At 36.3% G+C, this 12,593-nt stretch carries 12 protein-coding genes; 2 read left to right on the top strand and 10 right to left on the bottom strand.

Features of this window, described 5'->3' with window-relative positions:
* Nucleotides 1–12: 12 nt before the first annotated feature.
* The 10 genes from ACIP9W_RS00570 to ezrA all read right to left on the bottom strand — a co-directional run bounded on the left by ACIP9W_RS00570 (nucleotide 13) and on the right by ezrA (nucleotide 11,128).
* A complete protein-coding gene (locus ACIP9W_RS00570) occupies nucleotides 13–942 on the bottom strand; it encodes a class I SAM-dependent methyltransferase (RefSeq protein ID WP_400785080.1) in 930 nt (309 codons plus the stop codon).
* Between the two features lie 112 nt (nucleotides 943–1,054).
* Nucleotides 1,055–1,561 carry a thiol peroxidase gene (gene tpx / locus ACIP9W_RS00565; protein ID WP_400785078.1) on the bottom strand — a complete coding sequence of 169 codons (507 nt, stop codon included), beginning with the start codon at nucleotides 1,559–1,561 and terminating at the stop codon, nucleotides 1,055–1,057.
* A gap of 36 nt (nucleotides 1,562–1,597) precedes the next feature.
* A complete protein-coding gene (locus ACIP9W_RS00560; RefSeq protein WP_400785076.1) occupies nucleotides 1,598–2,179 on the bottom strand; it encodes an RDD family protein in 582 nt (193 codons plus the stop codon).
* Nucleotides 2,180–2,191: 12 nt separating this feature from the next.
* A complete protein-coding gene (gene sppA / locus ACIP9W_RS00555; protein ID WP_400785074.1) occupies nucleotides 2,192–3,205 on the bottom strand; it encodes a signal peptide peptidase SppA in 1,014 nt (337 codons plus the stop codon).
* Nucleotides 3,206–3,283: 78 nt separating this feature from the next.
* Nucleotides 3,284–4,180, bottom strand: a complete 897-nt coding sequence (rarD, locus tag ACIP9W_RS00550; protein WP_282241377.1) for an EamA family transporter RarD — start codon at nucleotides 4,178–4,180, stop codon at nucleotides 3,284–3,286.
* A 197-nt stretch (nucleotides 4,181–4,377) separates the two neighbouring features.
* Nucleotides 4,378–5,949, bottom strand: coding sequence for an acyl-CoA synthetase MbcS (gene mbcS / locus ACIP9W_RS00545; RefSeq protein WP_400785072.1), 1,572 nt, complete (start codon nucleotides 5,947–5,949; stop codon nucleotides 4,378–4,380).
* A 728-nt stretch (nucleotides 5,950–6,677) separates the two neighbouring features.
* Nucleotides 6,678–6,887, bottom strand: a complete 210-nt coding sequence (locus tag ACIP9W_RS00540) for an alpha/beta-type small acid-soluble spore protein (RefSeq protein WP_400785070.1) — start codon at nucleotides 6,885–6,887, stop codon at nucleotides 6,678–6,680.
* Between the two features lie 82 nt (nucleotides 6,888–6,969).
* Nucleotides 6,970–8,172, bottom strand: a complete 1,203-nt coding sequence (gene thiI / locus ACIP9W_RS00535) for a tRNA uracil 4-sulfurtransferase ThiI (protein WP_400785068.1) — start codon at nucleotides 8,170–8,172, stop codon at nucleotides 6,970–6,972.
* A 5-nt stretch (nucleotides 8,173–8,177) separates the two neighbouring features.
* Nucleotides 8,178–9,311 (bottom strand): cysteine desulfurase family protein, encoded by a 1,134-nt coding sequence (locus tag ACIP9W_RS00530; RefSeq protein WP_400785066.1) that lies wholly within the window; start codon nucleotides 9,309–9,311, stop codon nucleotides 8,178–8,180.
* Nucleotides 9,312–9,427: 116 nt separating this feature from the next.
* Nucleotides 9,428–11,128: a septation ring formation regulator EzrA gene (gene ezrA / locus ACIP9W_RS00525; protein ID WP_400785064.1), complete on the bottom strand. Its 1,701-nt coding sequence runs from the start codon at nucleotides 11,126–11,128 to the stop codon at nucleotides 9,428–9,430.
* Nucleotides 11,129–11,277: 149 nt separating this feature from the next.
* Between ezrA and hisJ the strand changes: the two genes are divergently transcribed.
* Entirely contained in the window at nucleotides 11,278–12,075 is a 798-nt protein-coding gene (gene hisJ / locus ACIP9W_RS00520; RefSeq protein WP_400785062.1) for a histidinol-phosphatase HisJ, read from the top strand.
* A 14-nt stretch (nucleotides 12,076–12,089) separates the two neighbouring features.
* Entirely contained in the window at nucleotides 12,090–12,569 is a 480-nt protein-coding gene (locus ACIP9W_RS00515; protein WP_400785060.1) for a GAF domain-containing protein, read from the top strand.
* Nucleotides 12,570–12,593: the final 24 nt, after the last annotated feature.

Below are 12,593 nucleotides of genomic sequence, written 5' to 3'. Positions count from 1 at the left end.
AGGGCTACCCTCTTATTTTGCATTTTCTTCTTGCCATATGTCCACTTTTTGGAAAAACAATTCCATCGCTTCTTTATTGGTCATATTCGGAACTTTTGCAAGTAATACTTCACGTGGGGCTTTCAATTCTTCGCTTTTCTTTTGCAAAATCAACAAGCTTTTCTCTTGCCCTTTCGTTTTAAAAATCGAAGTTGGGAATTGAATGACCGCTTGAATCCATCCGTTCTCCTTAATAAACTTATGAAGCTGTGGCGCTTGCTTAGATTCAAAGATAGTGTTTGGCACTAAAAAGTACAAGTATCCACCTGGTTTTACATGCTTCATCGATTGTTCGATGAATAAATGATGTGCATAAGACATTTCCTCTGTACTATGCAAAAAATAGTCCTGTGCTGTTTCAGCATCTGGATAATACCCAACAGGTAGATCACTTACAACTATATCGACGGGATCAATTAATAATGGTTTTAAGGCATCTTGACGGAATAGCTGAATATCATGAGTAAGCAATTCTCCAGTTTGAGCTGCCAGTTGGATTAATAGTTCATCGATTTCTACACCGTAAGCATGATTCTCAAAAGGTAATGCATTCATTACGGTATATAGTAAATTTCCCGTTCCAAACGCGGGATCCAAAATTGACAATTCTTTCTTGTCCTTTGCTACTACTTGGACAAAATAACTTACTAACAGTCCAATGGCATCTGGTGTCATTTGATGATTTACTTGAGAACTTGCTTTCATTCCTTTTAAAATCGCCAATTGAATCGCTTTTCGAATTTGTTCTTTTGTTGGATTAGTTATTGCAGGTACTTTTTTCTGTTCTAACCACAATTCTAATGCGTATACTACCCCTTCCAAATAAGTAGCTGATTGTTGTTCTTCTATAAAGGTGCTTTCTTGATCGATAAACGTAAAAATTTGTTCTACATTTGTGTGCATATATACATCCCTCAAATAAAACCCACTAAACTAGAATTAGCAGGGAGCTTAAGCTCCCTGCTAATTCTTTGTCCAAGACAAAATTGATGGAATAAGTGGGTTTGTTTTTTTATTATTTTGTTGCTTCTTTTACTGCTTCTAATGCTTGATCATAGTCTGGATGATTTGTTCCTTCGCTAACATATTCCGCATAAGTAACAACATCATTTTTGTCCACTACGAATACAGAACGAGCTAGTAAACGTAATTCCTTCATACCAACTCCAAACGCTTCTGCGAATGAAAAATCGCGGTGATCAGAAAGTGTTTGAATAGCGTCCGCAGCGTTTGCTCCACACCAACGTGCTTGTGCAAATGGTAAGTCCGCAGAGATTGTTAAAATCACCACATCATCACCTAAACTAGCAGCAGCTTGATTGAATTTGTTAGTTTGCGTTGAACAAACACCTGTATCTAACGATGGGACTACACTGATTAAACGTACTTTACCTGCAGAATCTTGTAGCGTTACTGGTGATAAATCATTTGCTAACACCGTAAAGTTTGGTGCTTTCTCTCCAACTACTACTTCTTGACCAACTAAAGTTACTGGATTGTTTTTAAATGTTACTTGAGCCATAATTATGTAGCCTCCTTTTTCATTATCTTCATCTTACTAGAATACATTCTGTTCTTGCAACTCTTTTGCAACAGAAGTATGTTCCTGTACCAGTTTTTCTTTTTTATCATAAACTGCTTCATGAACGACTAGCGTATCTGCGATAAAATCATGAATTGCTTGTTTTTTTGGAGTAAACGCGACCGCTATATATGGTAGATTCAAAGGTATAATAGAGATAAGTCTTCCAATCCATTCTCTAAAGATTACCGTACTCCATGTAAGTTTATCTCCATTTTTTGAAACAACTCGAATACCAAAGATCATTTTTCCAACTGTTTGACAACAAAATTTAGTCATCAGCACAAAATACGCATAAAAAAGAAATGCTGTAATAAGACTAAAAGGCGCATACCAAACTGGATCATTAAGTTCCAAGGAGAAAAGTCGGAACACAGGCTTGATGATCAACATACCGACAGAAGATAATATGAGGATATCTACCGTATAAGCCCAAAATCGAATCCAAAAACCGGCAGCTTTATGTTCATATTGCTCCATTCGATTTACGACCGCTTGCTCGAACACAGGTGCCTTTTCTTGCACATTTTGTTCATCTGGCTGTATAATCTCGCTCATCTAGACCCCTCCTTAATTATTTCCGTATAAGTACATCATTTTAGGTGCACTATTGTCTGCGATTAACTTACCTATCAGCTTCGTCTCTATGTCCACCCCTAATAACGACTGGGCTTTCATCGCAAATAATGAACCAAAGCTCTGCGAGTATCCATATTCAAACACTTCCGCGTTTTCTAAATCGTAATCTGTTTTAATCGCAGCAACAGCATCATCTAAAAATCCAATTTCGTCAGCAAGTCCTGCGTCAATAGCTTGGCGACCATTTACGATACGACCATCTGCTACTTTTTTCACTTCAGCTTCTGTCATATTTCGACCTTGTTCAATAATGTCGACAAAATCTTCGTATGAATCATTTAACATTTCTTGCAGCATATTTCTTTCTGCTTCTGTCATTTCTCTCGTAGGACTCATAATGTCTTTATAAGGACCCGATTTAATCGTTACAAACTCAACACCGTATTCTTCAGCTAACTTTCCGTAGTTAATACTTTGCATAATGACCCCTATAGACCCTGTCATCGTTTCTTTATTTACAAAAATTTTATCAGCTGGTGCTGAAATATAATATCCACCCGATGCTGCCATGCTACCCATCGATACATAAATTGGTTTTTCTGTTTCCTCTTGTATTTTTCTAATCTCGCGGTAGATTTCTGCTGATTCTACTACTCCCCCACCTGGAGAATTAACTTGGAGCACAATTGCTTTTACCGTGTCGTCCGTTTTTACTTGTTCTAATTGCTGTAAAAAGACAGAATGATTATAGCCTTCTGCTGCAAATAGGGAAGTAGCACTTCCGGTATCTTGTATAACCCCATCAACCGTTAGTAGTGCGATACGTTCGTTCATACTACCTTCTTCTAATACCGTCTCGAAAAACTCGGAACTCGAAACAGCAGCAAATTCATCTAACATAGCAGTCCAGTCCTTTGAAAATATACTAGACATCGTATTGACGAATAGGGAAATGACTAATAATACGGCTGCACCCAAAATAGCAAGCCAACGTTTCATATTCATTTTATATTCTCCTCCTTTTGTTCTCTCTTTACTTACGTAAAAAAAATTCAAATGTTTCATAAATCGTTAAAATAAATACTATTTACGTTTCCGTACTTCCATTATTTTCGATACAGTGAACAATATAAGCGCGCACCAAATAAACGAAAAGGATAGAAATTCGATTTTACTAAACTGCTCTTTATAGATGATGACACCGATTAAAAGCATAAGCGTTGGTGCTATGTATTGTATAAATCCAGACATGTACAATGGAATATTCTTTGTTCCTTTAGCAAACAAGACAAGTGGAACAGCAGTTGCAACACCTGTCAACAAAAGCAATATTACTGTCAGAATATCCGTTGAAAAAAATACTGCTTTCCCGGTCGCGACTAAGTAAGCAAAATAAATGAGTGCTACTGGTAGGACAAAGAAAGTTTCTATCGTTAATCCTCTTAGGGCATCCACTTTTAATGTCTTTTTAATCAATCCATAAAAGGCAAATGTTATTGCCAATGAAAAAGAGATCCATGGTACTTGTCCATAAGAAATGGATAATATGAGTACACCAATAGCTGCAATAACTACTGCTAACACTTGAGCTCTTGATAACTTTTCTTTTAGAAAGACAATTCCAAGTACCACAGAAAGCAGTGGATTTATGTAATAACCTAAGCTTGTTTGAACTATGTATCCCGCATTCACTGCATAGATAAATATAAACCAATTTCCTGTTACTAAATAAGAAGCTAGCACTAAGCTCCAGAAAGCTTTTCTATCCTTCCATAATTCTTGTATATCGTTTACAAGTTGTTTATAATTGCGACCAATAACAACTAGCAACAATGTGAATACGAATGACCAAATAACACGTCCTGCTAAAATTTCATCACTGGATACATGGCCAAGCATTTTCCAAAAAATCGGCATGAATCCCCATAAAACATAAGCGGTTGCGACTATTATTATTCCTTGTTTTTCTTCTTTTTGCACTTCCCCATCTCCTTATTTTTTCCACAAAAACAATAGATTTATTATATTGCTTTAACAAGTTAAAGTAAACACCAAAACTCTGTCAGAGGAATACAGTCTAAATTTGCGACCGTCTGTAGCTTCGAGCTTCCGCAGGAGTTTAGACATGGAAAAGCACGAAGAACATTCGTCCTTCGTGCTTCATTTTCACCTATTATCTATAATTGTTCTTGTTGCCTTAACTCAACTCTTCTAATTTTCCCAGAAGTTGTTTTTGGTAATTCTTTCACAAACTCAATTTCTCTTGGATACTTATATGGGGCAGTAATTGTTTTCACATGATCTTGAAGCTCCTTCACTAATTCAGGCGAACCTTCCTTCGAAGGATCTAATAAAACAACAAAAGCTTTTACAATCGTCCCACGAACTTCATGTGGACTACCAACGACAGCACATTCTTGCACAGCAGGATGTTTTGTTAAAGCATCCTCTACCTCAAAAGGTCCAATTGTGTAGCCGGAACTGATAATAATGTCGTCACTTCTACCCTCAAACCAAAAATAGCCATCCTCATCTTTTTTCGCTTGGTCACCAGTTATATAATAATTTCCTCTAAATTGCATCGCGGTACGTTCGGGATCTTTTAAATATTCTTTAAAAAGAGCTGGAGTTTCAATATGCACTGCAATATCGCCTACTTCACCAGGTGCACAAATTTCCCCAAAATCATTAACAATCTCTACTGTATTTCCTGGAGTTGGTTTCCCCATAGAACCAGGTCTAGCTTTCATTCCTTTCATTGTTCCAACGAGTAATGTGTTTTCGGTTTGACCGTACCCATCTCGCACTTCTAAATTAAAATTGCGCTCAAAAGTTTCAATTACTTCTCTATTTAATGGTTCTCCAGCAGAAACTGCACTATGAAGTGAAGAAAGATCATAGTCGGTTAAGCCGTCTACTTTCGCCATAATTCTATATTCCGTTGGTGTACAACAAAGTACATTTACTTTTTTCTCTTGAATATTTTTTAAATATGTTTTCGGCTCAAATTTACCATTGTAGACGTAGCCAATAGCACCACTTCCAAGAACCGCAAGAAACGGGCTCCAAATCCATTTCTGCCACCCAGGACTTGCTGTTGCCCAAACGATATCTCCCTCTTGTATACTTAGCCAATTTGGTCCTGACGTCCGTAAATGTGCATATGCCCATGCATGCGTATGAACAACACCTTTTGGATTTCCGGTTGTACCACTTGTATATGATATGAATGCCATATCATCTTTTGTTGTTTCGACTGTTTGGAACACATCATCTTCGCTAACTATTTCATTAGTTAAAGATTTCCAACTACCTTGGCCATTTCCAATTACAAATAATAGTTTATCGTCTAAGTTCGATACTTCGTTAAATTGGCTTAAAAATGGTTCATATGCAATAATCGCTTTTGCTCCACTATGAACTAGTCTATATTCTATATCCTTTGCTCGCAGCATTTCTGAACTTGGAATAACAACTAACCCAGCTTTTAAAGCTGCTACGTACACTTCATACGCTTCTATTAATCGAGGTACCATTACAAGTACGATATCCCCTTTTTTAAGGCCGCTTCGAGTAAATGCGTTTGCAATTTTATTCGCTTGTTGGATTAATTGTTTATATGTACTCTTTTTCGTTTCTCCGTTTTCGGACTCCCAAATAAGCGCTAATTTTTCTTCATTTATACTATATTTTTCAAACTCACTTACTAGGTTATATTGTGCTGGTGCGATTAGGTCTGATTTAATCAATACTATTCCTCCTTTACATCATACAATTAATTATAAAGGAATTAGTTAGATTGTTAAATATAAAAATAATTTTCTGAATATATGTGTTTATCGGTTTAGGGAAACTTCGTGGTAGTGAGTGGAAGAAAGTGACCGCTTGGATTTAGCACGGCGGCGCTTTGCTTTCCGCGGGAGAGTGACGAAACGCTTCGTCGCGAGCGACTGCAGGGTCTCGTCTGTCTCGCTTTCCCGCAGAAGTCTCGAGCGGCCGCACTATATCCCTCCAATTAGGTAGTTGCAGAATAAGTATATCCAATAAATGGCTAAGGGCAATCAAAAAATCTCGAAAGCAACCAGTTGTAGTCTGAGAGCAACCAAACGACTGTTGAGAGCAACTAGTTCTAGTCTAAAAGCGACAAAATTACTCCTGAGAGCAACCAATTATTCATAAGGCAAGTTTACTCGGAGTGAGACGCTCATAATAATGGTGTGTCGTTTGGGGTTTCTTACTAAAAAGCATCGGCTTTACTGGCTTTGTCACGTTCAGCAGGTGTTCTGTCGTGTTCGAGGAGGAGTTTGTCGCATTCACAGCATCTCATGTCAAGTTATACCATTTATTGGTATTGAATAGTTAGAAAACCTCTGAAGAGCGTTTACCTAATAAGATTTCTTACTTCGCAGTTTCCCTAAGCCGTTCATGTCACACAACAAAAAAACCGGCAGCCTAAGCTACCGGTTTATCTGTTTTCTTATTTATTGTAACCGTTCATTTGTGATTGAGCTTGACGCACTAATCGCTTTGTGATTTCTCCGCCTACGGATCCGTTGGCACGCGATGATGCATCAGCTCCTAATTGTACTCCAAACTCTTGAGCAATTTCATATTTCATTTGATCAATCGCTTGTTTTACTCCAGGAACTAAAAGTTGATTTGAGTTGCTGTTGTTGTTGTTTGTCATGTCTCTCACCTCCTTGTGAAATTAGAATGGTCTTTTTTTCGAATTTCATGCACGGAGGATGAGAGGTATATTTTGTTAATTTTTAAAGCAGGTTTTCAAAGTCATTTTTCTTTTTTGTAGGAAAAGAAAGAACTTCTCTATTTTCTACAGCCTCTTTTATTAAATCATCGAAATCCTTAAAGCTCTCGTAGTATTCTACTTTCTCCAACTTAGGTTTTGTTTTAGGGCAAGAAGGAGTGAATATAGTACAACAGTCTTCATACGGCAAGATTGAAGTATCATAAGTACCTATTTCCCGGGCAATATCTATAATATCTAATTTGTCCATAGAAATGAGCGGTCTAAACACTGGTGTGGACGTGACTGCATTAATAGCAGTTAAGCTTTCTAGCGTTTGGCTCGCAACTTGACCTAGACTTTCACCAGTTACAATTCCTAATGCGCCAATTTCTTCACGTACAATATCTGCAATTTTTAACATCATTCTTCTTGTAGTAGTCATGGATACATTTTCTGGAATTTGTGCAGCAATGCTTTGTTGGATTTCCGTAAAAGGAATGATATGCAGTCGTACAGTTGCCCCGAAATGACTTAATTGGTTTGCTAAATCCATTACTTTTTCTTTTGAACGCTCACTTGTAAACGGGGGACTATGAAAATGAATGGCATCTAATCTAACTCCACGTTTCAAAAGCATATATCCCGCAACTGGACTGTCAATTCCACCGGAAAGCATTAAAAGCGAGCGACCATTTGAACCAAGTGGCATACCGCCAGCTCCAGGAATTACTTGCGCCATCATATATACAGCATCCGCTAATACTTCGATTCGTAAGTCTATTTCTGGTTTTTTTAATTGTACTTGCAAAGATGGAAATTGTCTTAAGACATGACTTGCTACTGTCTTTTGCAATTCATACGTATCCAATGGGAACCTTTTATCAGAACGTTTTACTGTTACACGGAATGTTTTGTTTTCACTATCTAAGCTTTCCATTATTTGAAGAGCAGTTGCTTGAATATCCTCTAAATCCTGCGAACAAGAAGCAACAGGGCTAAAAGACTGAATGCCGAATATTTTTGGAAGTCGTTTTATTAGTGCTTCGATCTCTTTATCGTCTGTTGAAGTTAAAAACATTCGATCTCTTTCTGCTTGTACTTTAATATTTGGTAAATCTACAAAAGAAAATTTTATGTTGTTTCGAAGATGTGATATAAACTGTTTTCTATTTCTTCCTTTTGTTGATAATTCACCATATCTTACTAATATTTTTTCCCATTTCATCAAAACTAATCTCCTTTAATAACATTCATTACATGTGTAAATACTACTTTAAACTGATCGATTTCTTCTGGAGTATTGAATGAGCTAAAGCTTAAACGAATAACTCCTTTTATATACTCATCTTGTATATGCATTGCTTTTAATACATGGCTTGTTTTTGTATTTCTGGATGAGCATGCACTACTTGTAGAAACTATAACATTTTTTTGCTGTAAAGCATTAATCAAAACCTCTCCTTTTATTTTTCGGACAGAAAAAGAAACAATATGCGGTGCACTATTAGAAGGAGAGATTATTTTAATAGCAGGAAATGTCTCTAAAAAAGGAATAAGTTCTTCCGTTATTTCTTTCATCTTTTTTGCATTTGATTTCAAGTGATCGTGTGCAAGCCTTATAGCTTTAGCGGTGCAAACCGCTAATGGTACTGGCGTTGTTCCACTACGAATACCATATTCTTGACCGCCTCCAACAAGCATCGGCTCTACTTCAATAAATGTTTTTAATGCTAAAAGACCTGAACCTTTTAAACCATGAATTTTGTGAGAAGAAATGGTGATTGCATCGACATCCATTTCTGCAAAATCTACAGGCAACTTGCCAAAGCTTTGCACCGCATCCATGTGGATTAGCGCTCGACTATTGCTTCTTATATAAGCAATAAGATCCTTGATTGGTTGAATCGCTCCTGTTTCATTGTTCACATGCATGACACTTACTAAAACTGTATCATCTCGTAAAAGGCCTTTTAGCGCATCTATTATTATTACACCGTCCGAGTTTACCGGAATCCACTCAACTTCAAATCCATTTTTCATTAGTTGTTTTGCTGCTTCAAGTACTGAAGGATGTTCAATTTCTGAAACAAGTACATGTCTTCCACGGTTTTTATATTTATTTGCTAAGCCAAAAATCGCTAAATTATTGGATTCTGTTCCACCAGATGTAAAATAAATCTTGTCGCTAGAAGTATGTAAAATTTCCGCTACTTGTTTTCTAGCTGTTTGTAATAATTCGTTTGTTTGATGACCAAATTCATGTATAGAGGCAGGATTTGCCCAAAACTTTTCGTTTACTGCCACAAATGTGTTCATCACTTCCGGATGCACTTTTGTCGTAGCACTGTTATCAAAATAAATCACTGTAATTCCAACTCCTTTTCGGAAAAAAACCACCATCACTTTTATAGTGAGGTGGTTCACGTTTGTATACAAAAGCCATTAGTCGTTTCTAGGATTTAATGCGTTAGACTTTCTAGTTATGTACGCCAGGCCTCTTCTTTAACTATTACTTCGATTTTCTTTAATGCACCTGGTTCTACTTCCTCAACAGCTGTAGCTGCATCTTCTAGCGCTTTTGCATATCTAAGTTGTCTAAAGGCTTCCTCTGCTTCTAATAAGCGCGCATGTATATGGGGATGGCTTGTACGATAACGATTGCCGTATTGTATAATTTTTTCTGTTAGCAATACATTTTCTAACATTTCTTTTGCCCGTTTATGCACTTCTTCCATGCAAGCCTCTGCTTTTTCTAAATAATTGTCTACTAACGTCATATTTAGCGGTACTTCTTGAAGGCTTTGCATAGCAACATAAATATGTTCCTCAGCTTCTTCTAATCGAACATCCATATCTTCAGGAATCCCTGGAATATTCGCTTTTTGTAACATACGATCTGTGTCATGCAAAATATGTTTTAATTCATCTAGTTTTTCACGTGCTTTATTTTCATCTATTCGAAGATTTTTTAAACGATCCGCAAAACGATCTTGTTCTTCATATAAGCGGTCTAGCTCTTCTGCTATTTCGTTTAGTTCTTCCTGTAAGCTAGAATAAGCAGATTGTTCTTCTTCTACTCGTGATGAAAGTAAGTCGAACTTTTTCGCTAAATCTTCCAATTCCTTCAAACAGCTTTGTGGAATCTCTGCCTCTTTTTCTGGTAAGCGGTAGCTTTGTTGAACATAAGCGGCTTCTGCGCTCACTGCACGAGTAACCGTAGTTACTTCCTTTAGACGGCTAGCTGTATGATCTTTATGCTGATCTACATATTTCTTAGCAAGTACTTCTTTTTCTAATAAATCATAGAATGTTTCCATCTCATCTTTGATTTCTTCCACTCTAATAATCGTTTTATCAACTTGAAGGTCCACAATTGCTGCCTTTAAGTCAACTAACTCCGCTTCTATTTCTTCTAATTTTTTCGTCATTTCAAGATGCTGCAAGTAATAAGAACTTTCTTCCATTTCTTTCTGACCATTTCGTAATTCATGAATCGTAGCGGGTATTTTATTTTGTATTTCTGAAAGTATAGTTGGAATTTCATGTAGTTTAGGAAAAAATTCTTTCCCCTTTTCTTGCAAAGTAATCACAATTTCGCGTGCACTTAAATAGTTTCCAGTATCCGTCAATTTATCAAATTCTTCAAAATCTGGTATAAATGATTCTAATTCTTTTTCTAATGCTGGTAGTGCATCTCCGAAAGAATATTGATGTGCAAGCAATGTCTTCCTAGCAGCACGATGCTGCTCTTTCAATTGCTCCATTTCTATTCTGTTTTTTTCTTCACTTCCGATTAGTTCTTCCAGTTCTTTTAGAATCCCAGACATTTTTTCGTCACAAGAAGAAATTAATACTTGAATTTCTTTTTCAATTTTAGAAGCTTTGGGAAATATAAACTTGTCTATATTCTCTTCAGCATCAAACAAAAGAACATCGATTTTCGGCATTTGAACATCCATTACTTCCGTCCATGTATTTCTCCATCTTTCAAACATTTCTTCCGTTTGGCCATTCATGTTCAATTGTTTTACTTTTGTCATTTCTTCTAAAATTGGTTTGTTTTGAATTTGATGTTTTTCATGCTCTAAACGTTCAATCTCTGTATTATGCTTTCTTCTTATGATAAACGCAAAAACTGCAATTACTAAAAGTATAATGACTGCTGGGATGATATACTTCATCGTAAGCCCCCTGTTCCAAATCAAAAAATTCTAATTCAAATGTTACTCTATATATTACCATGCTTTTTATGTTATTGTTTCATAAAACAATAGAAAAGCAATGAATTATTTAAAATAATGATATTTCAACGACAAGGAGGCAGATTTTCTTGAAAAAGGATGGTCATATTCATACGCCCTATTGCCCACATGGAACGCTTGACCCCTTCCATCTATATATTGAAAAAGCAATTCAAAATGGGTTTCATGAAATTACATTTACCGAGCATGCCCCATTACCCAATGATTTTATCGATCCAACACCCGACAAAGACAGCGGAATGGATTTCAACAAACTCGAATCGTACTTCACCGATTTAAATCGGTTGAAAAAACAATATGAAAAAGATATTGTTATATCAACAGGATTGGAAATAGACTTTATTTCTGGTTTTGAACAAGACACCATTTCTTTTCTAAATACATACGGAATGTATTTGGATGATTCCATTTTATCGGTACATTTTTTACCTTTCCAAAACACCTACACATGTATAGATTATTCTAAATCTACTTTTTTAGAGTTTGTTAAACATGTGGGAAGTCAGGAAGCTGTGTATAAATTGTATTATAAAACATTAATGGATTCAATAACGAGTCCTTTAGGAATTTATAAACCGAAACGAATAGGTCATATTACGCTCGTACATAAATTTCAGCATGCACTTCCCGAAAAAGTAGAGGATCACAAAGAAATTATTTCTATTTTATCTGAAATGAAAAACCAACAGCTTCAATTAGATGTTAATAGTGCTGGTCTTGCAAAGCCTTATTGTTTGGAGAGCTATCCTGCACCACCTTATATTCAGTTAGCTAAGCAGCTTGAAGTTCCTGTTGTTTTTGGATCAGATGCCCATAATGCAGAGGATCTGCATCAATTTTATAAGGAATTAAAACTATATTTGTAGAATGGAGAATAATAATGTTTACAAAAACAACTTATTCAGAAGATTTAACAGCAAATTACACTATGTTATCAAAACAATTAGATGCACTTTTAACAGGAGAAACTAATGCAATCGCAAATTTTAGTAATGCTTCTGCTTTACTAAATCAGTTTTTTGACCAAATTAACTGGGTTGGTTTTTATTTGATGGAGGATGGCGAATTGGTATTAGGACCATTTCAAGGCTTGCCCGCTTGTGTAAGAATCCCTGTAGGTCGAGGGGTATGTGGCACTGCCGCGCAAAAATTAGAAACTATTATCGTTCCTGATGTTCATGTTTTTCCAGGTCATATAGCTTGCGATGCAGCTTCACAATCGGAAATTGTAGTACCTATAGTGAAAGATGGCGTATTGGTTGGGGTTCTCGATATCGATAGTCCTATCAAAGAACGCTTTTCGGAGCAAGATGCAACTGGTTTAGAACAATTTGTTCAAGTATTAGTTAAACATATTTAAGAAAAGCAAGAACAACAGAGGGAG

Origin of the sequence: Psychrobacillus sp. NPDC093180 (assembly GCF_044754065.1) — a bacterium.
Classification (GTDB): Bacteria; Bacillota; Bacilli; order Bacillales_A; family Planococcaceae; genus Psychrobacillus.
Note: the sequence above shows the minus strand (reverse complement) of the source record. Positions and strands in the feature narration are given on the sequence as shown.

What these genes read in the sequence shown, in the direction of transcription:
- ezrA (WP_400785064.1), bottom strand. Translation starts at nt 11,128, where the DNA reads ATGAAGTATATCATCCCAGCAGTCATTATACTTTTAGTAATTGCAGTT.
- sppA (WP_400785074.1), bottom strand. Translation starts at nt 3,205, where the DNA reads ATGAATATGAAACGTTGGCTTGCTATTTTGGGTGCAGCCGTATTATTA.
- ACIP9W_RS00540 (WP_400785070.1), bottom strand. Translation starts at nt 6,887, where the DNA reads ATGACAAACAACAACAACAGCAACTCAAATCAACTTTTAGTTCCTGGA.
- tpx (WP_400785078.1), bottom strand. Translation starts at nt 1,561, where the DNA reads ATGGCTCAAGTAACATTTAAAAACAATCCAGTAACTTTAGTTGGTCAA.
- ACIP9W_RS00560 (WP_400785076.1), bottom strand. Translation starts at nt 2,179, where the DNA reads ATGAGCGAGATTATACAGCCAGATGAACAAAATGTGCAAGAAAAGGCA.
- ACIP9W_RS00515 (WP_400785060.1), top strand. Translation starts at nt 12,090, where the DNA reads ATGTTTACAAAAACAACTTATTCAGAAGATTTAACAGCAAATTACACT.
- thiI (WP_400785068.1), bottom strand. Translation starts at nt 8,172, where the DNA reads ATGAAATGGGAAAAAATATTAGTAAGATATGGTGAATTATCAACAAAA.
- ACIP9W_RS00570 (WP_400785080.1), bottom strand. Translation starts at nt 942, where the DNA reads ATGCACACAAATGTAGAACAAATTTTTACGTTTATCGATCAAGAAAGC.